Source organism: Limosilactobacillus kribbianus, from assembly GCF_026413145.1.
Lineage (GTDB): Bacteria > Bacillota > Bacilli > Lactobacillales > Lactobacillaceae > Limosilactobacillus > Limosilactobacillus kribbianus.
This window is the reverse complement of record NZ_JAOVYZ010000016.1, coordinates 1-19,780: the sequence shown is the minus strand read 5'-3', so window position 1 is coordinate 19,780 and position 19,780 is coordinate 1. Positions and strand designations below refer to the sequence as shown.

General features: G+C 53.0%; 16 protein-coding genes and 1 pseudogene. 11 read left to right on the top strand and 6 right to left on the bottom strand.

The features are described from left to right. Positions 1–18: 18 nt before the first annotated feature. Entirely contained in the window at positions 19–1,557 is a 1,539-nt protein-coding gene (locus OCT58_RS04995; RefSeq protein ID WP_267201784.1) for a multicopper oxidase family protein, read from the top strand. Between the two features lie 107 nt (positions 1,558–1,664). Here OCT58_RS04995 and OCT58_RS04990 read toward each other — a convergent pair whose 3' ends face one another. From OCT58_RS04990 to OCT58_RS04980, 3 genes are read right to left on the bottom strand one after another with little or no spacing between them, the layout of a single operon-like run. Continuing rightward, positions 1,665–2,081 (bottom strand): Rrf2 family transcriptional regulator, encoded by a 417-nt coding sequence (locus OCT58_RS04990; protein WP_267201783.1) that lies wholly within the window; start codon positions 2,079–2,081, stop codon positions 1,665–1,667. Positions 2,082–2,136: 55 nt separating this feature from the next. Further along, a complete protein-coding gene (locus tag OCT58_RS04985) occupies positions 2,137–2,961 on the bottom strand; it encodes an exodeoxyribonuclease III (protein ID WP_267201782.1) in 825 nt (274 codons plus the stop codon). 11 nt (positions 2,962–2,972) lie between these two features. After that, positions 2,973–3,398 carry a winged helix-turn-helix transcriptional regulator gene (locus OCT58_RS04980; RefSeq protein ID WP_267201802.1) on the bottom strand — a complete coding sequence of 142 codons (426 nt, stop codon included), beginning with the start codon at positions 3,396–3,398 and terminating at the stop codon, positions 2,973–2,975. 207 nt (positions 3,399–3,605) lie between these two features. Here OCT58_RS04980 and OCT58_RS04975 point away from each other — a divergent pair, with 207 nt between their 5' ends. From OCT58_RS04975 to OCT58_RS04955, 5 genes and pseudogenes are all read left to right on the top strand, one after another. Beyond that, positions 3,606–4,262 (top strand): NAD(P)H-binding protein, encoded by a 657-nt coding sequence (locus OCT58_RS04975; RefSeq protein ID WP_267201781.1) that lies wholly within the window; start codon positions 3,606–3,608, stop codon positions 4,260–4,262. Positions 4,263–4,475: 213 nt separating this feature from the next. Continuing rightward, on the top strand, positions 4,476–5,456 hold the full coding sequence (locus tag OCT58_RS04970) for a threonine ammonia-lyase (protein WP_267201780.1): 981 nt from the start codon (positions 4,476–4,478) through the stop codon (positions 5,454–5,456). A 19-nt stretch (positions 5,457–5,475) separates the two neighbouring features. Beyond that, positions 5,476–6,492, top strand: coding sequence for an ornithine cyclodeaminase family protein (locus OCT58_RS04965; RefSeq protein WP_267201779.1), 1,017 nt, complete (start codon positions 5,476–5,478; stop codon positions 6,490–6,492). A gap of 25 nt (positions 6,493–6,517) precedes the next feature. After that, positions 6,518–7,618, top strand: coding sequence for an alanine--tRNA ligase (locus OCT58_RS04960; RefSeq protein ID WP_267201778.1), 1,101 nt, complete (start codon positions 6,518–6,520; stop codon positions 7,616–7,618). Positions 7,619–7,662: 44 nt separating this feature from the next. Beyond that, positions 7,663–7,983, top strand: a pseudogene (locus tag OCT58_RS04955) (MazG nucleotide pyrophosphohydrolase domain-containing protein). A 41-nt stretch (positions 7,984–8,024) separates the two neighbouring features. Here OCT58_RS04955 and OCT58_RS04950 read toward each other — a convergent pair. The 3 genes from OCT58_RS04950 to OCT58_RS04940 form a co-directional block, all read right to left on the bottom strand. After that, on the bottom strand, positions 8,025–8,540 hold the full coding sequence (locus OCT58_RS04950) for a hypothetical protein (protein ID WP_267201777.1): 516 nt from the start codon (positions 8,538–8,540) through the stop codon (positions 8,025–8,027). 84 nt (positions 8,541–8,624) lie between these two features. Beyond that, entirely contained in the window at positions 8,625–9,488 is an 864-nt protein-coding gene (locus OCT58_RS04945; RefSeq protein ID WP_267201776.1) for an alpha/beta hydrolase, read from the bottom strand. Positions 9,489–9,601: 113 nt separating this feature from the next. Then, the gene (locus OCT58_RS04940) at positions 9,602–10,693 is read right to left on the bottom strand and encodes an FRG domain-containing protein (protein ID WP_267201775.1); all 1,092 of its coding nucleotides are present in this window, start codon (positions 10,691–10,693) and stop codon (positions 9,602–9,604) included. Between the two features lie 165 nt (positions 10,694–10,858). Between OCT58_RS04940 and OCT58_RS04935 the strand changes: the two genes are divergently transcribed. From OCT58_RS04935 to OCT58_RS04915, 5 genes are all read left to right on the top strand, one after another. Beyond that, positions 10,859–11,257: an iron-sulfur cluster biosynthesis family protein gene (locus OCT58_RS04935; RefSeq protein WP_267201774.1), complete on the top strand. Its 399-nt coding sequence runs from the start codon at positions 10,859–10,861 to the stop codon at positions 11,255–11,257. Between the two features lie 68 nt (positions 11,258–11,325). Beyond that, a complete protein-coding gene (locus OCT58_RS04930) occupies positions 11,326–12,030 on the top strand; it encodes a dihydrofolate reductase family protein (RefSeq protein WP_267201773.1) in 705 nt (234 codons plus the stop codon). Positions 12,031–12,115: 85 nt separating this feature from the next. After that, entirely contained in the window at positions 12,116–12,355 is a 240-nt protein-coding gene (locus OCT58_RS04925; protein WP_267201772.1) for a cytochrome b5 domain-containing protein, read from the top strand. Positions 12,356–12,728: 373 nt separating this feature from the next. Further along, a complete protein-coding gene (locus OCT58_RS04920; protein ID WP_267201771.1) occupies positions 12,729–13,223 on the top strand; it encodes a YSIRK-type signal peptide-containing protein in 495 nt (164 codons plus the stop codon). A gap of 1,194 nt (positions 13,224–14,417) precedes the next feature. Continuing rightward, a partial coding sequence (locus tag OCT58_RS04915) for a mucin-binding protein (protein WP_438361112.1) occupies positions 14,418–19,780 on the top strand: 5,363 nt, incomplete at its 3' end.

Here is a 19,780-nt window from a genome sequence, read left to right as displayed (position 1 = left end):
CCAAGGGGGTTGAGGAAAATGGCAGAAGAAAAGGTGATTACGAACTACTTTTACGACGAAGCTGCCTATGACTACCACGACGCGGGTTACGTGCCCCTGGAAACGCCGCAGACTGAACAGCAGCCCTTGAAGATTCCGGCGATCTTAAAGCCGGACAAGGAAACTGCCACTGACATGTACTACACGATCGTGGCCCAGCCCGGCGAGACCCAGCTCCTGCCGGGGGAAAAGACCAAGACCTGGGGCTACAACGGCGCACTGCTGGGCAAGACGGTGATCTTTAAGCGCGGCAAGACGATCCACGTCCATCTGGTTAACCACTTGCCCGAGGTAACGACTTTCCATTGGCACGGTCTCGCCATCCCGGGGCCGATCGAGGACGGTGGCTGCCACGCCCCGGTCTACCCGGGGAAGAGCCGTGACGTGACCTTCAAGATTAACCAACCGGCCGCCTTCGTTTGGCTTCACGCCCACCCGTGTCCGGCGACGGCCGAGCAGGTTTGGCATGGTCTGGCCGGTGGCGCCATCGTTCAGGATGAACATGAGGCCAGCCTGCCCCTGCCGCGCAACTACGGGGTCGACGACATTCCGCTCATTCTCCAGGATCGGCGCTTCCACGAAAACAACCAGTGGGACTACCGGGCCGACTATGATCCGGATGGGGTTGCCGGTCCGACGCCGATGATCAACGGGACGATCAATCCCTACTTTGACGTCACCACGCAGCGGGTTCGCCTGCGCTTTCTTGACGGGGCCAACCGGCGAGAGTTCCGCCTCCACTTTTCCGATGATCTAGAATTCACTCAGATTGCCGGGGACCTCAGCCTCCTACCGCATCCGGTCAAAATGACCAAGCTCCTGATCACCTGTGCCGAACGGCAGGAAGTGATTGTCGACTTTGGCAAGTACCGGCCGGGGGATGAGGTGATCCTCTACTCCGACGACGTTCCTCTGGTTCATTTCCGGATTCATGAATTTGAAAGAGACGAGACAGCGCTGCCTGAGACCCTTTTTGAGACCCCGGATCCGGCGGTTGATCCCGACCTGCCCGTCCACCACGTCACCCTTGACGGCATGGACGAGGCGGTGGCCATGAACGGCAAGAAGTTCAAGATGGACCGGATCGACTACCAGATGCCGCTGCACCGGGTCCAGCTCTGGGACATCTACAACACCAATCCGGCACCCGGCATGATTCACCCTTATCACATGCACGGCGGGGCCTTTGAGGTGGTATCGCGCAACGGCCATGCTCCGTACCCGAACGAACTGGGGCTCAAGGATACCGTGGCAATTAACCCCGGCGAGCACGTGCTGCTCAAGGTCTGGTTCAACGTTGCCGGCGTCTTCATGTACCACTGCCACATCCTGGAGCACGAGGATGGCGGGATGATGGCCCAGCTCCTGGTCGTCGATCCGGCCGAGCCGAACAAGCACTACCACCTGATGAACCACATGACATTGATGAAGGCCTTCGCAGAGGAGCGGGGCGTTCCAATGGATCAACTCTGGCTCGGCGGCATGGAATCATACAAGAAAATGGGAATGGAAATGTAAATAAAACGGTCCGCTGCGAATCGTTTGCACAGATTTGCAGCGGGCCTTTTTGAATTAGAAAGTTTCATGTGAAACAAAATAGCACCGGACCTTTTAAGGAACCGATGCTATTTTTGGTTAATCTGTTGAACGATGTCAGCGATGGTAATCCGCCGCATTTCCGTGGTGGCGGCGTCCTGGATCCGGGCGTAGTAATGGTTCAAGACGGGTTGAATCCGTTGCCCCACCTTTTCCTGGGGATTGGTGGCCGGGTCGACGTGGAGCAACTCGTGGTCCATTTGGATGGCACAGAAGACGGCAAAGAGGGTAATCTCTTTCGCCGGTCGGGCCAGGCTGGGGCGGGCTTTCCCCGTCTGGGTGTCAATGATCTTGGCATGGCGCAGATCGGCCATCAACTTGCGGACCACGCTGGGGTTGACCTCAATGCTGGCCGCAATCGCCTTGCTGGAGCAATCCCCGCCCTCGTGAACCACCAGGTAGGCCAAGAGGTGGATGGCGTCGCTGAATTTGTAAGAATATCTCATAATGATCTTATTTTAATAATTAACTAAGGTGGGGGCAAGGCCCCAGCAGACATTTCTAGAGGTCAATTTGTAGTTCAATTGGGGCGTGGTCACGGCGCTTGCCGGTGTCGACCATCGTGGATTCCTGAATCTTGTCGGCGATCCGGTCACTAACCAGCCAGTAGTCAATTCTCCAGCCCGAGTTGTTCTGCTTGCTGGTGATGGCACGCTGGGCCCACCAGGAGTAGGCGCCGGCCTTGTCGGGATAGAGCTTGCGGAAGCTGTCGGTGAAGCCGGCCGCCAACAGCTTGGTGAAGTGTTCCCGCTCCTCATCGGTAAAGCCGGCGGAGTGGTGATTGCTGTTCGGATGGGCGAGGTCGATTGGCTCGTGGGCGACGTTGAAGTCCCCGCTGGCCATGACCGGCTTGTTTTTCGACAGTTCGGTCAGATACTCGCGGTACTTGTCATCCCAGATCTGCCGTTCGGCCAGCCGCTTCAACCCGTTGCCGGAGTTAGGCGTGTAGACCTCGGTGACGTAGAAGTCCGGGAATTCCAGGGTGATGATCCGGCCTTCCTGGTCCATGGTCGATGGAGCGCCGATGGTCGGGTAGGTCACCTTGGGTTGATAGTCCTTTTTGTAAAGGTACATGGTGCCGGCATAACTCTTCCGGGCTGGTTCTTCCGAAGACCGCCAGACGTATTCGTAGTCGGGGAAAATTTCGGCGAGGGCTTCGCGGTGCTTCTTAGTTGGGTCCGTCCGCAGTTTGGTTTCCTGAATGGCAAAGACGTCCGGTGCGGCGGCCGCAATCTTCTTGAGGACCGCCCGGGTTTCGCCGGCCCGCTCGGACGTTCCGGTGAGGGCGGCATTGAGTGAATCGATATTCCAACTGATTAATTTCATGAAAATACTCCTTAGTCTTGGCTGACGATTTCTTGTTTCCAATGGTTGAGGTGGCGCTTGGTGACGACGCAGAGGCCGTCGTCGCCAATCTTCTTCATCTGGTTGGTGCACATGATCCTGACGCCGTCCTCGTCCGCGGCTCGCCGCTCGCCCCAGTAGTTGAGGTAGCGCAAGGCGGCGTAGAGGTTCTCCCCCTCGTCGGTCAGCCGGTATTCGACGTGGGGCGGGATGGTGTTGAAGCTCTTGCGGGCCACGATGCCGGCGTCGACGAGCTCACGCAGCTGGTCGGTCAAAACCTTGTAGGAGGTGCCGAGCTGCTTGACCAGTTCGCCGGTCCGCCGGGGATGCCCCGCCAGCAGGTAGAGGATCACCGGCTTCCACTTACCGCCGATGATCGAGAGGGCGTAGTCGGCACCGGTATTGAACATTTTCTCCATCATCTGTTCACCTTCCTTGTGAAATGCTAAGTCCATTATAGCAAGCTTTGCCAAAAAAATTTAATTTCCCGAACCGCCCCCGGGTCAGGTAAATCTTACCGGTGGGTAACTACCTTACCGGCAAGTATTTACTTTTAATAAGTTAGCGGGGCAAGTATACTAGGTATCGTAAGCCAAGGGAATTTAATTAAGAAGGAAGGATTATTTATGACAAAGCAAGTACTGATTCTCGGCGCGACTGGTAAAATTGCTGGACACGCGATTGATGCGCTGTTGAAGAACGGCGACGATCACCTGTTACTGTATACGCGTCATCCCCAAAACTTGAAGCACGTTGATGATCAGCGTGAAACGGTGATTAAGGGTGATACGTTGAACGTCGGTGAATTGGGTGCCGCCGTTGAGATGGCCGATGTTGTTTACGCTAATTTGCGGAACCCAGAGATCGAACAGCAGGCCAAAAACATTGTATCAGCGATGGACGAGAATAACGTTAAGCAGCTGGTCTGGATTTCTTCGATCGGAATCTACGACGAGGTTCCCGGCAAGTTTGGCGAATGGAATAATGCCGAGCTTGGTGGCGGCCAGGAGGACAGCTACCTCGGCACCTACCGCAAGGCCGCGGACGTGATTTCCGCTTCCGACTTGGACTACACGATTATTCGTCCGGCCTGGTTGACCAACAAGGACGAGGTCGACTATGAGACCACGGAGCGTGGCGAGGCCTTTAAGGGGACCGAAGTTTCGCGGAAGTCGATCGGGAACTTTGTCGCCAAGATCATCGACGATCCGGCACCGTATGCACGCAAAGACTTCGGGGTCGACAAGCCGGGAACGGACGGCGACAAACCGGCCTGGTACTAGGATTGAGAGTAGATTGGCGAAAGTTGATTAAACAAAATTTGATTCCAAACGTTTACATCCATTCTTAATTGTGCTAGAATATTAGCAACAAATAAATACGCTACCTGGTTCCCCGGAACTGGGAATAATAGCACTCAACCTTATTTCGTTAGGGCTTTCGAACGGAAGAGAAATAGGGTTGGGTGCTTTTTGCGTACTAGGAGGTTTTTTCTGATGACAGAACAAGAATTTAATTTCAACGAAGTAGCAGCCGCATACAAGCGGATCCACCCGTACGTACCGACAACCCCACTGGTTCAATCGTACTACCTAGGCGACAAGGATCAGAAGTATTTCTTCAAACTCGAATCAATGCAACGGGCAAAGAGCTTCAAGATCAGAGGGGCACTCAACAAAATGCTAACGCTGACTCCGGAGCAAAAGAAAAAGGGGGTTGCGACGATTTCTTCCGGGAATCACGGCAGCTCAGTCAGCTATGCTTCGTCCCTGCTGGGCATTCAAAATACCGTGGTGATTGTTCCAAAAACGGCACCGCAAAGTAAGATCGACAAGATCAAGTACTTTGGCGCAAAGGTGATGCTGATGGGTAAGGATTACGACGAAGCCCATAAGTTAGGGATGCAGTACATTAATGACCACGAGATGACCTACATCGATGCCTACTACGACGACTTCAAAATCTATGGTGGCCAAGGAACCGTTGGCTTGGAGATTATAAAGCAGAATCCGGCGATTGATACGATCGTTGTTCCAATCGGTGGCGGCGGCCTGATCACCGGAACGGCGGTCGCCGCGAAGCATCTCAACCCCAATGTTCGGATTGTCGGTGTTCAAACCGCAGCGTGCCCGGCGATGGCTAAATCATATGAAGACAATCACTTTTATGCGGACTATCCTTCCAAACCATCGATGTGTGACGCGGTGATCGGCGGGGTGGGGGCCCTCTCCTACAAGATCCTGAAAAACTACCTGGACGATTTGATCGTCGTTTCCGAAGACGCAATCGGCAAGGCAACCAGCTTCATGGCCCGGGAAGAAAAGTTTATCGCGGAGCCGTCTAGCTGCATGACGATTGCGGCGGTTCAGGAGTATGGGGACCGGATCGGCGGTAAGAACATTGCGCTCGTGATCTCGGGTGGCAACATTGACGGCGACCTTTTGACCGATCTGATGACGAAGTATAAGCAGTTTTAACTAAGAAGGAGTGAGAATCATGGCAAAATTTAAGATTTTAACGAAAGAGCAGATCCAAGCGGTAACGGACATGGGCTCGATCATCGAGGAAAACAAACAGGTCTACGCTGCTAAAAGCAATGGTGAGACGGTTGTTTGGCCTACCACTTTCTACGCGTTCAATCCCGGTAAGGCGGACATGGATATTAAGTCCGGTTATCTGCCAAAGTTAGGAATCTACGGGCACAAGACGGTTTCCTTCTTCGGCGACAATCCGGCGAAGGGCCTTCCCGACCTGGTGGGGATGATCGTGGTGTTCAGCGCTCAGACCGGTGAACCGCTGGGAATTCTTGATGGTTCCTACATTACGGGGATTCGGACCGGGGCGGCCGGGGCTCTCGGCGCCAAGTTGCTGGCTCGCCCCGATTCCAAAAAGCTGCTGATCCTTGGTGCCGGAAATCAGGCCGCCTTTCAGATTGCGGGGACGCTGACCCTCTTTCCGCAGCTAAAGAAGGTGACGGTGGCGGATGTCCTTCATCCGGAAAATGCACAAAAGTTCATTGCCACGATTGCCAAGCGCCTGCAGGATGAGTTCCAGATTAATGCCAGCAACGTTGAATTTGCTGCCTCGCCTGACCTGGCTAGTGACGTTCATGACAGTGATATTATTATTACGGTTACCCCATCGATGACGCCGCTCATCAAGAAGGAATGGGTTAAGCCAGGGACCCACTTCTCGTGCATTGGCGCGGATGCGGAAGGCAAAGAGGAGATTGATCCGCAGCTTTTCAAGGATGCCAAAGTCTTTGTTGATGATTTTGAACACTGCATCACGACCGGTGAATCGGAAATCCCAATTAAGACCGGGGTAATTACCAAGGAAAAGATCGCTGGTGAGATTGGTGACCTGCTGGTTGGCAAGGCCACAGGACGTGACAATGACCAGCAGATTACGATTTTTGACGCGGTGGGGATGGCCCTGCTTGACCTAGCTGCGGCCAAGAAGTGCTTAGACCTGGCGGATCAAAAAGCACTTGGGACCACTGCGGAACTATAGGAAATGCCCGAGAGGAGGAAGAACAATGAACAAGAACTACGATGATTTCGAAAAGCTAACCTGCACGACCAAGATCAAGGATGAACGAGACGGCTACTACGCCTTTGATGAGACCGTCTTCTACGGTGAAAAGGGCGGGCAGCTGGCCGATCGCGGAACGATCAACGGTCTGCCGGTGGTTGACCTGAAGTGGGACGGCGACACCCTCTATCACAAGGTGGCCGGCGAGCTCCACGACCCGATCAAAATGCAGGTTGATGCCCGGACGCGCTGGATCAACACGACCGTGCAGAGTGCCTTTCACCTCCTCGACGGCTACTATGCCGACAAGAATGCCAAGATCGTCGAGGTGAATGCCGACCCGCACAACGAGTGGTACATCGTCGACGCCAAGCAGGTCCGTGAAGAGGAACTGGCGGACGTTGAGGCGTGGATGAATGACGTCATCCACCAGGACATTCCCACCACGTTCACCTACGTTGCCGGCAGCGACTACCCCGATCCCGCCTACCGGAAGTATGGGCAGGTCCGGCTGGTCCATTTTGGCGACATCAACACCCAGCCCTGCGGTACCTGCCACGTCAACCATACCGGCCAGCTCCAGAGTTTCGTCATTCTCGGTACGGCCAAGGTTTCGGCCGGGACCAAGATCTTCATCACGACCAACCTGGTGACCAACGACCGCCTGAAGCAGGACGACCGGGAACTGAAGCAGGCGGCTAAACTGCTCAGCGTAAAGGAAAATCAGGTCACCGCCGGAATCCAGGAGCTGGCCGCCAAAAACAAGCAGTTTAAAAAGCAGGTCAAGGCCCTCAAAAAGGAGTTGATGGCCTTTAAGCTCAAGCAAATTCTAGAGGAAGATCAACCGGTCAGCCAGGTCCAAATTGATAGCGCCGGTGACATGTCGATGCTGGCACCGCAGTTGCTGCGGCAGGTGAAGACCGACAAACTATTGGTTGCCGAACTCGGCGACCAGACCAGCTTTGCGATCGTTTCACCAGCCGGCAAGGCGCGGGACATCCTGACAAAGTTTCAAGCGCTCGGCCAGGTCAACGGGGGCGGTTCGCCCAAGATCGTGACCGGGACCACCGCACTGCCGATTCAGGACCTGATCCAGGCCTATTAATCGCCCGCTCCCGGGGTATAATAGGGCCCAAAGGAGTGGTTGAAATGCTGATTAACGATCACCAACGCTGGCTGCGCGACTTTTACCGCAGCAAGCACTGGTACGAACTGTCGCCGGAATAGCGGATGAACTTTATCACCGAAGAGGAGGGCGAACTGGCGCGGGCGGTCCGCGCGATTGAGATCGGCCGTTCCCATCCTGGTGAAAAGACGGCGACGACGGCCGAGAAGGAATACAACCTTCGCGAAGAGATGGCCGACATCATCGACCAGGTGCTGATCTTGGCCGACAAGTACGGCGTCAGCGGTGAAGAGCTGCTGCAATTCAGCGAGGATAAGCTAAAGAAGCGCTGGCATTTAGAGTAAAAAACTACCCACGACTGCAATCCAGTCGTGGGTAGTTTTCGTCAATGTTTAACTTGGTACTTATCTGGGGCCAGCTTGAATTGGACGGTGGCGTAGGGAACCTTTGACTTGGTCGGGTAGGTGACGGTGAAGCCGGTGCTAGTGACCTGACTGACCTTGCCAGTAGCCGCCTGGGTGATTAATTGGTTATGGATCCGCACCCGATTGTGCGCCCAAGCTTGGAAACCACGCTGCGTTGCCACCCGGTTGAGGGCCGTGGCTGAGGAAACGTAGCGTTGCAGGAGATGGGGCGCTCGGGCCTGTTCCTTGCTTGCCTGGCTGTCGACGAACGGGCTGCCGGACTGGTCGAAATCCTCGACGTTGACGTAAGTGACCCGGCCGGCCCGGTTGAAAAGGGCGTACTGGTGCTTGGTCTGATAGGCGTTGGCGTTGATGTAGGTGACCTGGTAGGTTTGGCTTCGCGGCTGCTTCAGGGTCGCGGCCTGGCCGTGCCCGGCGATTGCCAGCCCCGTCACCACTGCCAGTATGATCAATAAAGCTTTCTCAACGTGCCGCATTTTCCAAGTCCCCTTTCCACTTCGTTTTCTCCATTGTAACAAAAAAACCACCAGCTCGAAGCTAAGCCGGATGGTCCTTCAAAATTATTTGTGCCAGAGGAAGTTGATCAGTTCGCGGTTGACCTGATCGTTGTTGTGGAGCTTGCTGTGCTGGGCGTCCTTGCCCTTAATCTCCACTTCTCGGTAGGATTTAGCGCGACCGGCGACCAGGTATTTGAGCGTCTTGGCCGAATTAACCGGAACGTCGCCGTCGGAATGGGAGCCGTCCTCCATGTCACCGTAAATGTTCAGCACCCGCGTGTTGGTGGGGAAGGTATGCCGCAGTCGCAGAAGTGGTTTGAAAGTGGCATCCGCGCGCGTTGGCTTGCCGGTTTTGGGATCGACCCGGCTGGTGGCGGTCTTTTGCCCGACAAAGCCATTGTAGTGGCCGGCAATCGCGACGAGGTGGTTAATCTTTGGCAACTGGTCATTGTTGCCATTGTCGTTGATGTAATTGATGATCTCCAGGTTGCCCATCGAATGGCCGACGAGGTTGATGGCGGCATAGTGGTGCTGTTTTTCCAGCGCTAGGACGACGTTTTTGACGTAGGTGCCGCCGTGCTTGTAGCCGGTGACATAGTCGTGCTTGTAGGCGCTTAGCTTGTTGTCAGCCAAGTTGACCTCGACGATCGGGTTGATCGCGTGCGCCGGGATGGTGTGGTTAAATGTTACCTTGCCGTTTTTGGCAACGTTGGCCCGGACAATTGTATCAGTGACCCCGGCCCGTTTGGCAGCGTGGGTCATCTTGGTTTCAGCGTTGGCACTGCTGCCCCAACCGTGGACAAAGATGGTGGGAACGTTCGACTGAACGTATTGCTTGGCTGCCTGGGCGCGATGCCAGACGGTCAGCCCCCCGAGCGCAACGACGATAACAATAATGACGAGAACAGTAGCAAAACGACGACGCATGAAAAGGGTCTCCTTCCCGGAATCAGGGTTGATCAGTTTAATTCGTCCCCATTCTAGGGTGCGCCGGGCGAAATGTTAAATGCCCATTCCAAATCGTCGGTCATGCGTCCCACTTATAATTCGAGGTACTTATTCTTGATTAGCTCGGCCTTCTTGGTGTGGTCCTCGGGATAGATGAAGCTGTAGTCGATCCCGAGTTTAGCCAGCTCGTCCAAGATGCCGTGCTTGTACTGGACGGGGATGATGTACTTCTCTTTTTCGTCGGGATTATCGGAATTATAGAGACTCAAAACATCGATCGCCAGCTGGGCGCGGTGCTCGACCTCGGCGTAGTCAATCGTCACCGACTGGTCGTACTCGTCGCCGATGAAGGGCACGAAGAGGAAGAGTCCCTGCTGGTTTTCCATCCGGCGGCTCATCCGCGTGCTGTTAACGATCTTGGGAACGATCAATTCCAGTGGGTTCAGCTTGTTGGCAAAACTGGGGATGTCCCGCTTGGCCTCTTCAAACAGGCGCAGGAAGGGAATCGTCTGCAGGTCCCGTTTAAAGTCGATGAAGTGACTGGCGGCTTTGTCTTCAAAATAGCTGAAATAGCTCTGGCTCCAGAGCTTGTGCTGCTTGGCAATGTACCGATTATCCAGCTCGTAGAAGCGCTTGAGGGTTTGGAAAAAGGAGCTCTTGTCGGCCATCGACTGGCGGGCGAGGGAGGACTCCAGCTGCATTTCGTTGGAAAAAGCGTTCTTCTTAAAATAATTATGGTAGGTTGAGCCGATCTTAGCGTCGTACTCCTCAATCAGGTTCGGCCAACCTTGGTGGTCAAGCATTTTCGCCAGCTTGTCGCGGTTGGGCTGGTCCTTATAAACGTAAACCTCGCCGTTTCCCTGGCCGCCCTTGACGGCAAAGAAGAGGGCGATCAGGGGATTGCTGCTGACGTCGAGCAGTCGCGTCGGCAGGTGGTAGTGCTCCATCAAGGCGAGCCGTTCAAAGTTCGTCCGGCACTTTTCGAAGAGCTGCGGGTCGGTCATCAAGAAGTCGTTAAACATGTTGTCCTCGTTGTCGAGGAGTTTCCGGTTCCGAAAAACGGCGGGCAGGGTGTTGGAGAAGGCATCGTCTTGCCCACGAAAGTAATAGTTGTGTTTTTTAGTATTGATCAGTTTTTCGATCTCTTCGATGTAGTTTGAGACGGTCTTAATTTCATGAATCATAATGCTCTTCCCCTTTAGTCTTTTTAGCGTGCCCGCATCCTTTGCCCAAAGTATAGAACGAAATTCACAAGGAGAAAAGGCACATTTGCCGCCTGAGCAGATTAGTTTGTTTTTCTCGTTAAAAGCGTAAACTAACAATTAGTAAGATACGAGGAGGAAGCGCTGATGAAGCAATTAACCTTTACTGCGGAGGCGAAGCAACGGATCGCCAAGTACCTGCGCCCGGGGAAGAAGATCGTCCTGGACTTTGACGACGGGGTGGGGCCCTTTTCCGCCATCGGCAACTGCAGCCTGGACGCCAACTGCCGGCTGATTTTCGTCAACCAGAACGCCGACCTGCATGACTTCGACGAGCGGGTCGCCTCCAACATCGGCGACGTCTGGATTAAGAGTGAACCCTACGCCAACATCCAGTTTGAAAACCAGATGGAGGTCCGCTTTAACCCGAAGTACTTCACCATGCCGCTGGTCAGCCCGACGAAGGGGACCCTGACCGAAAACCTGGAAGTCGTTGACCTGACCGAACCGGTCGCCACTGAATATAAGGGAACCCACGACTGCTAGAAACGCGCCGCCTTCCAAGTGGAGGGCGGCCGTTTTGGTATAATACAGTCAGATAGGGGGACTAAACAATGGAACGGGCAAAGGTAATCATTCACATGTATCAGTCGATTGACGGCAAGATTGATGGCGACTGGGATGGCCTGCCGGGTGACAAGGCCTCGGGGGACTTTTATGACGACATCCTCTTTCAGCTGAGCAACACCAACGCGAACGGTACCAACACAATCGTCATGTACGCGGCACCGGGGAAGGTCGACCTCAGCCAGTACGACCCGACCGGGATTAACTACACCGACTGGTCACCGGAAAATCTGCAGGCCACGACCTGGGACGTCAGCTTTGACCGCCGTGGCCGTGCCGGCTGGGAGAAGAACTACTTCGATTATGCCGGCAAGAAGAGCCGGGCGATCGAGGTGGTGACCAAGCTGGCCGACAAGCGCTACCTGGCGTTTTTGCGGTCAATGGCGATCCCGTACCTGGTCTGCGGGGATGAGCAGATTGACTTTGAGCAGGCCCTGGTCAAGCTGCGGCAACGCTTTGGCATCGAAAAGATGGTGCTTGGCGGTGGTGCCCTGATCAACGGGGCCTTTCTCAAGGCCGGCCTGGTCGACGAAATTTCCCTGGTGGTCGCCCCGTACATCAGCGGCGACGCAACGAAGAAGGGCACCTTCGACACTAAGCAGGCCTTCGTCGACCAGCGCTTCCAGCTCGTCCGGGCCGAGCCGCTTGGTGACGGCGGCGTCCACCTGGTGTTTGCCAAGGACAATCAGTAAGTTTTGCTTAATAAAGCCGGCAAAGGGCCCTTTCTTGCCGGTGAGATGGTATGCTGAAGTCAGCACAAACCAAAGGAGGGCCAAAATGACAGAACAAGTATTTACCAAGAAAGAGTTAGCCAAGTACGACGGGCAAAACGGCCAACCAGCCTACGTGGCGATCAAGGGGACGGTTTATGACGTGTCCGCTAAACCCGCTTGGCGGGGTGGCAAGCACCACGGCAACCTGGCCGGCCGCGACCTGACCGCGGTCCTGGTCGAAAAGTCGCCCCACGGTGAAAAAGTACTGAAGGGTCTGCCGGTTGTCGGCAAGCTCGCGGAATAGAAAATACTGTCTGATGAACGCTCATCGGGCAATTTCCCATTGATAAGGTCAATTGAATAGTTTTAAGCAGCGCTTACCAGGATTTGGGTGAGCGCTGCTTTTGTTATCTGGTGAACGGCAGACGTATGACGGAAAAACCATATCAGTTGGAACTAATTGGTGCCGGGCCGGCGTTTCGGCCAGCATGACAGAAACGCTTCCCAGCGCGAATTTAGTCCGAATCGTGCATTTTTAGCGCCCAAACTATTATAAATTTAGTGATCGAAAAACTTGCTATTTTTTTCTAAAATGGACCTGAAAACTATGAATTTAATTATATTAGGTTTGTGGTCAATTATTAGTGATAATTGAAAATTTGAGGGGAGTTGGGAAGATGGTTTCAAAAAATAATGACTATTTAAAGAAAGTCATGCACTCTCACCGGGTTCCACACTATGGTTTGCGGAAATTGGGGATTGGCGTGACCTCGGTTTTACTGGGAACGACCCTGTATTTTGGCGCCAATACGCCGGTCTACGCGGATGCGACGCCGGCAACGAATAGCAACGACAATACGGGCGCCAACGTCACGCCAACTAGCGCCGCCGCCAATGTCGAAAGCGGCCAGAGCGTGGTGCTGGGGCAAGGCAGCAACAGCGCTGCGGCATCAACAGCCACGCCGAGTGTTAGTTCAGCGCCGGCGAGCCAAGCGGCGGTTAGTTCGGGGACTGATGATGCTGCTAGCGCGGCGCCTAGCACGAGTGCAACTCCGGTAGCGGAGAGCTCCGCGGCTGAGAGTAATGCGCAGAAGGCTAATAGTTCGACCGCAAATAATAGTGCTGTTAGTTTGGCTGATAATCAAAGCCAGCAGCAAGCACAAACTGTTTGAGCGGATAATGTGAAAATTAATTTTCAAAATGAGGACAAAGATTTGTCTTCCTTAAATCTAACAGCTAGCCAGTATACGCACTTAGGTATTAAGGGAAGCTTTAAGGTTGATTCCAAGTATCTAAAATCTGGCAATATTATTAATCTGGCTAATATTAATTATAGTAGTTCAAATAATAAATACCTTTACCTTGTAAGCGGTGGAGTGTGTGATGTTACTGACAAGAATGGTGTTATAATTGGGACTCTATATGCAAACCAATCATCAGCAAATAAATTTGTTCTTTCAGTTGACATCAATAAGGACTCATCAAGTGTTGGTACGGCGACATTTAATTTTGCGACTGCATCGGATAAATTTGTATTTAACTGGCAGACACCTAAAAGTACATTTACACCAGTACGGAGTGGGAACATTATTTATAATGAAAAAGTTGCATTAACGGATGATAGCAACAATTCATTAGCTAATTATCCGATAAACATTTCACGGGATAATTATCAAGCGTTATCCGCACTTCCAGCTTCCCATATGGCTGAAGGTTCATATAATACATTTGGAATATTAGCTGATTATAATTATCGACATATTGTTCCAACTACTTCTTTTACTAAATTGCAATCAAGTAAAGGCCAACAAGGAACGATAAACCAGCAGAAAATATACAAATTTTATTATCAAGTAACCGGGGAAAATCTTGATCAAATTGCCAGTATGACTCCGAATATTGGGATACAGTTTTTTCCGGTTAATAGTGATGGCCAATTAGTAAATGAAGAAATTCATCTTGCACATGATGCTTCTGAACTTGGAAATATTGTGTGTTTAGATACTTCTAGTAAGAATGGCTTATCACTATCTGCAATTGATACATTAATGGATAATGATGGTCGATTTACTAATGGTGGTTTTGCTTATTCGGCGCAATATGATGGGAATAAACTTGTTGGATATAATGTGGTCTTTCATGTCCCAGCAACGGAATTTAAATTAACTGACGATGATTATCAATCATTAGCAGACTCATCGGAAACAATTACATTTGCTAATGATAAGCAAGCATTAATTAACAAGACTAAGGAGTACTATAACGGAGTTTTTAAAGGACTTCCTATTGGAACTACCGTAGGAATTAACTTTAACTATAAATTTAATTCGTCAACTGGGAAACCTTATTCTTCAGTTAAAGAAACCATGACTGCTGTCAATAATCCAGAAGACGAATTGCCTTACAGTGCCACTGCTAGTTTTATTACTGATGAAAGCTCTGTTTCTGACCAAGCCGGTCTCAACATTCACTACATTAACTACGACACCGGTCTCCCGATTAGCAACGAAGAAGCGGTTCAGACGACCTATGCTGATCCGAGTACCAAGCAAACGATTACCTTGCCGGCTACCAGTGAGTTCAGTCATTATCACTTGGTCAACTCCCTCAAGCAAAGTGGCAATGTTATTACGCTAAATAATGGCCGGACGATTACATTAGGTGCTAATGACCAGGCCTTGGCTTTGGCCGATGGAACAAAATCAATCGATGTTACTTACCCTAGTCAGCAAAGTCAGATTGGTAATATCTACATCTTCTACCAGGGGGATGCCGAAAAAGGCTCGGTTGTCCTGCTCGATGCGGACACCAAGGATCCTAAGGGCGTGAATGGCTACAAGGTCCTCGAAACCAAGGCCACCAACGATGGTCACTACGGCTCTGCCTTTACCTTCCCTGAGGGCCAAGATCCCGAAACGATCGTGCGTTACTACGTTTACGGAGCCCACTACCTTTACGACCCGAATGATCCGCTGAACAAGGCGGCCAACGCCTACCAGTTCAATAAGACCTATACCTACACCACCGGCGACAATCACAATGCCGGCAACACCTACTACATTTACCTGAAGCACACGACCCAACCGCTCACCGCCACGGTCAAGCGGACGGTGAAGTACATCTATGGTGACACCGGCAAGACCGCCGCGGCCGATAGCGTCCAAACGCTGACCTTCACCGGTAACCACGACCTGGTCACGGATAAAGATAGCTGGGACACGCCGAAGGACGACAGCTTTGCGGCGGTAACTTCCCCGACGATTGACGGCTACACGGCCTCCGAAGCGACCGTGCCGGCAATGGGTAACATCACCCACGAGACGCCGAACGAAACGGAGGTTGTCTTCTACACGAAGGCGCCGGCCAAGGAGAGTGCCCACGTTGTTTACCTGGATCAGGACAACCATAATGCGGTCCTGGCTCAGTCCGCGGAACTCAGCGGCAACGACGGCGAGCTGATTAATTACAGCACGAAGGATCAGCTGGCAACGCTTGAGAAGCAGGGCTATGTCCTGGTTAATGACGGCTTCCCAGCCGGAATGGCCACCTTTGACAATAATCCAAAGGTTGAGCAGGTCTTCCAGGTCATCCTGAAGCACGGCACCAAGACGATCACCCAGGCCACGCAAAAAGGGACGCAAACGGTTCACTACGTCGGCGCGGGTGAGCAGACGCCAAAAGACAGCACCACGAGTGTTGAATTTAACCACACGGTAGTGGTTGACCAGACGAACAACCAGGTAATCAAGGACAATGGTTGGCAGCCAGCCGAGCAGACCTACCAAGTTATCGGCACGCCAGCGGTGACGGGCTACGTTCCGGACGCTTACTATGTCGGTGGTGATACGGTTAACGCCACCAGTCCGAACCGGAAATACACGGTAACCTACCGGCAGGTCAAGGACCCGATGACGCAGGATCAAAACGCGGAGATTCGCTACCTCGACCAAGACAATCACAATGAGGAGATCACGAATTCCGGCAAGCTGACGGGTAAGCCGAACACCCGGATCAATTACAGCACGGCCCAGACGATCAAGCAGCTGCGGGACCAGGGTTACATCCTGGTCAACAATGATTTCGACTTCGAAGGCCAGCCACAGTACTTCGATGCTAATGACCAGAGCGATCAGGTCTTCATCGTAACGTTGAAGCACAATGACAGTCCGGTCAATCCGCAGCACCCGAATAAGGAGGTTGACCCGAGCCAGTATCAGAAGCAGGTAAAGGCAACCATCCATTATGCTGGAGCGGGCGACCAGACGCCAGCGGACAATGTCCAAACGGCAACCTGGAGCCGGACACTGACTTGGGATCCAGTCACCAAGCAGGTTGTCCACGGTCAATACGACACGGATTGGACGCCAAGCAAGACTAATTACGATTCAGTCGCCACACCAACGATTGAGGGCTACGTTCCAGATAAGTCATACGTCGCCTCCCAGCCAGTCACGATGAATGACATCGAAACAACGGTCAACTACCAGAAGGCTCCTGCAAGTCAAGGTAGTCAGACGAGTCAGGGTTCAGAAAGTCAAGGTAGCCAAACGAGTCAAGGCTCCGAAAGCCAAGGCAGCCAAACAAGCCAGGGCTCACAGAGCCAAGGCAGCCAAACGAGTCAAGGTTCCGAGAGCCAGGGCAGCCAGACCAGCCAAGGCTCACAGAGTCAGGGTAGCCAGACCAGTCAGGGTTCCAAGAGTCAAGGCAGTGAAACGAGTCAAGGTTCGGAGAGTCAAGGCAGCCAAACGAGTCAAGGTTCGGAAAGCCAAGGCAGCCAGACGAGTCAGGGCTCAGAAAGTCAAGGTAGTCAAACCAGCCAAGGCTCGCAGAGTCAAGGCAGCCAGACGAGTCAGGGCTCACAGAGTCAAGGTAGTCAGACGAGCCAGGGTTCACAGAGCCAAGGCAGTGAAACAAGTCAGGGCTCCGAGAGTCAAGGTAGCCAGGCGAGTCAGGGTTCCGAGAGTCAAGGCAGTGAAACGAGTCAAGGCTCACAGAGCCAGGGTAGCCAGACCAGTCAAGGTTCCGAGAGCCAGGGCAGCCAGACCAGCCAAGGCTCACAAAGTCAAAGCAGTCAGACAAGCCAGGGCTCGCAGAGTCAAAGCAGTCAAACCAGCCAAGGATCGCAGAGCCAAGGTAGTCAGACGAGTCAAGGTTCGGAAAGTCAAGGTAGTCAAACTAGCCAAGGCTCAGAAAGTCAAGGTAGCCAGACGAGCCAGGGATCGCAGAGCCAAGGTAGTCAGACGAGTCAAGGTTCGGAAAGCCAAGGCAGCGAGACGAGTCAGGGTTCAGAAAGCCAAGGCAGTCAGACCAGTCAAGGCTCAGAAAGTCAAGGCAGTCAGACAAGCCAGGGCTCGCAGAGTCAAGGCAGTGAAACGAGTCAAGGCTCACAGAGCCAGGGTAGCCAGACCAGTCAAGGTTCCGAGAGCCAGGGCAGCCAGACCAGCCAAGGCTCACAGAGTCAAAGCAGCCAGACCAGTCAGGGTTCCGAGAGTCAAGGCAGCCAGACCAGTCAAGGATCGCAAAGCCAAGGTAGTCAAACCAGCCAAGGCTCACAGAGTCAAGGCAGTCAGACCAGTCAGGGTTCCGAGAGCCAGGGCAGCCAGACCAGCCAAGGCTCACAAAGTCAAAGCAGTCAGACAAGCCAGGGCTCGCAGAGTCAAAGCAGTCAAACCAGCCAAGGATCGCAGAGCCAAGGTAGTCAAACCAGCCAAGGATCGCAAATCCAAGGCAGTGAGACTAGTCAAAGCTCACAGAGTCAGGGTAGCCAGACCAGTCAAGGCTCCGAGAGTCAAGGTAGCCAGACCAGTCAGGGTTCAGAAAGCCAAGGCAGTGAAACGAGTCAAGGCTCCGAGAGTCAAGGCAGCCAGACGAGCCAAGGTTCACAGAGTCAAGGTAGTCAGACAAGTCAAGGCTCACAGAGTCAAGGCAGTCAAACTAGTCAGGGCTCACAAAGCCAAGGTAGTGAGACAAGTCAGGGCTCGCAGAGCCAAGGCAGCCAAACTAGCCAAGGCTCACAGAGTCAAGGTAGTCAGACGAGTCAAGGTTCGCAGAGCCAGGGCAGCCAGACGAGCCAAGGTTCACAGAGCCAAGGCAGTCAAACTAGCCAAGGTTCGCAGAGTCAAGGTAGTCAGACGAGCCAGGGCTCAGAAAGCCAAGGCAGTCAAACCAGCCAAGGCTCACAGAGTCAAGGCAGTGAAACGAGTCAAGGCTCAGAAAGCCAAGGTAGTGAGACGAGCCAAGAGAGCCAAGGCAGTGAAACGAGCCAAGGTTCCGAGAGCCAGGGTAGCCAGACGAGTCAAGGCTCAGAAAGCCAAGGTAACCAGACGAGTCAGGGTTCACAGAGTCAAGGTAGCCAAACGAGTCAAGGCAGTGAGACGAGTCAGGGTTCGCAGAGCCAGGGCAGTCAAACGAGCCAAGGTTCGCAAAGTCAAGGCAGCCAGACAAGCCAAGGCTCGCAGAGCCAAGGTAGTCAAACTAGCCAGGTCTCAGAAAGCCAGGGTAGTCAGACTAGCCAGGGTTCACAAAGCCAGGGCAGTCAGACTGGTCAAGGCTCGCAGAGTCAGGGCAGCCAGACAAGCCAAGGTTCGGAAAGCCAGGGTAGCCAAAGCTCGCAAACTCCAACCACTGACACTGAGAAAGTGACTATCACGTACGTTGACCCAGACGGCAGCCCAATCACAACCGACACGGTTACTGGCAAGAGTGGGCAACCGATCAACTATGACCAAACCAAGACGATCACTGAGCTGAAGAATAAGGGTTACGATGTCACGAACATCACTAATCCAACGACGGGTCAGAACTTCGACAACAACCCGTCCGTTGACCAAACCTACACCGTTACGGTTAAACACGGCACAGCCCAGCTTGGTCCAAACGACCAGCATGAGCCAGGCACACCAATTAACCCGAATGATCCAAACGGTCCTAAGTGGCCTGCCAAGGATACTTATAGCAAGGATTACACCTACACGGTTCACTTTGTTGGACCAAACGGTGAAACCTTAACCGGCGATAACGTGCAGACTTCAACCTGGACGCGGACTGTCACCGTTGATAAGGTCACTGGAAAGGTCATCAGTGGCACCGATTGGACACCGAGCCAGAAGAAGTACAGCGATGTTCAGGTACCAGTTGTTGATGGTTACTACACCACCCAAAAGACAATTACCGGCCAACCAACGGTTCAGAAGAACATCTCGACGACCGTTTCCTATCAGAAGCTGGGTCAGATTGTTCCAGTTGATCAAAACGGTAAGCAGATTGGCACTGGCCAGACCTACCAGAATGATCCAAACGACCCAACTAAGATCGCTGAAAACCAGACTGTGCCATCCGTTGATGGTTACACGCCAACGAATAGCACGGTTACACCAATCGATCCTGGCGCGAACACGACTGTTATCTACACGAAGAACGGTAATAACGGTTCGACGACCAATGGTGGTAATACCGCAAGTACTGGTCAGAACAGTAATAGTGGTCAAAGCACTAACAGTACTACTAATGGTTCGTCAACCACTAATGACGATCAAAATGCTAATGGCAATACGAGTTCTAACCAGAACACCACAGCTGAACAAGGCACCAGCAATGGAAATGTTACTGGTAATGGCACCTACAGCGGCAATACTGCTGGCAACGGTCAATTGAGCACTGGCACGACCGGTCAGATTGGTAACGGTGGCGGTTACGCTGGAACAGTTGCCAATGGACTACAAGGTCAAGC

Excerpts from the sequence above, each read along its gene's own strand:
- OCT58_RS04995 (WP_267201784.1), top strand. The coding sequence starts at position 19 with ATGGCAGAAGAAAAGGTGATTACGAACTACTTTTACGACGAAGCTGCC.
- OCT58_RS04925 (WP_267201772.1), top strand. The coding sequence starts at position 12,116 with ATGACAGAACAAGTATTTACCAAGAAAGAGTTAGCCAAGTACGACGGG.
- OCT58_RS04935 (WP_267201774.1), top strand. The coding sequence starts at position 10,859 with ATGAAGCAATTAACCTTTACTGCGGAGGCGAAGCAACGGATCGCCAAG.
- OCT58_RS04960 (WP_267201778.1), top strand. The coding sequence starts at position 6,518 with ATGAACAAGAACTACGATGATTTCGAAAAGCTAACCTGCACGACCAAG.
- OCT58_RS04965 (WP_267201779.1), top strand. The coding sequence starts at position 5,476 with ATGGCAAAATTTAAGATTTTAACGAAAGAGCAGATCCAAGCGGTAACG.
- OCT58_RS04940 (WP_267201775.1), bottom strand. The coding sequence starts at position 10,693 with ATGATTCATGAAATTAAGACCGTCTCAAACTACATCGAAGAGATCGAA.
- OCT58_RS04970 (WP_267201780.1), top strand. The coding sequence starts at position 4,476 with ATGACAGAACAAGAATTTAATTTCAACGAAGTAGCAGCCGCATACAAG.
- OCT58_RS04980 (WP_267201802.1), bottom strand. The coding sequence starts at position 3,398 with ATGGAGAAAATGTTCAATACCGGTGCCGACTACGCCCTCTCGATCATC.
- OCT58_RS04920 (WP_267201771.1), top strand. The coding sequence starts at position 12,729 with ATGGTTTCAAAAAATAATGACTATTTAAAGAAAGTCATGCACTCTCAC.
- OCT58_RS04930 (WP_267201773.1), top strand. The coding sequence starts at position 11,326 with ATGGAACGGGCAAAGGTAATCATTCACATGTATCAGTCGATTGACGGC.
- OCT58_RS04975 (WP_267201781.1), top strand. The coding sequence starts at position 3,606 with ATGACAAAGCAAGTACTGATTCTCGGCGCGACTGGTAAAATTGCTGGA.
- OCT58_RS04950 (WP_267201777.1), bottom strand. The coding sequence starts at position 8,540 with ATGCGGCACGTTGAGAAAGCTTTATTGATCATACTGGCAGTGGTGACG.
- OCT58_RS04985 (WP_267201782.1), bottom strand. The coding sequence starts at position 2,961 with ATGAAATTAATCAGTTGGAATATCGATTCACTCAATGCCGCCCTCACC.
- OCT58_RS04945 (WP_267201776.1), bottom strand. The coding sequence starts at position 9,488 with ATGCGTCGTCGTTTTGCTACTGTTCTCGTCATTATTGTTATCGTCGTT.
- OCT58_RS04990 (WP_267201783.1), bottom strand. The coding sequence starts at position 2,081 with ATGAGATATTCTTACAAATTCAGCGACGCCATCCACCTCTTGGCCTAC.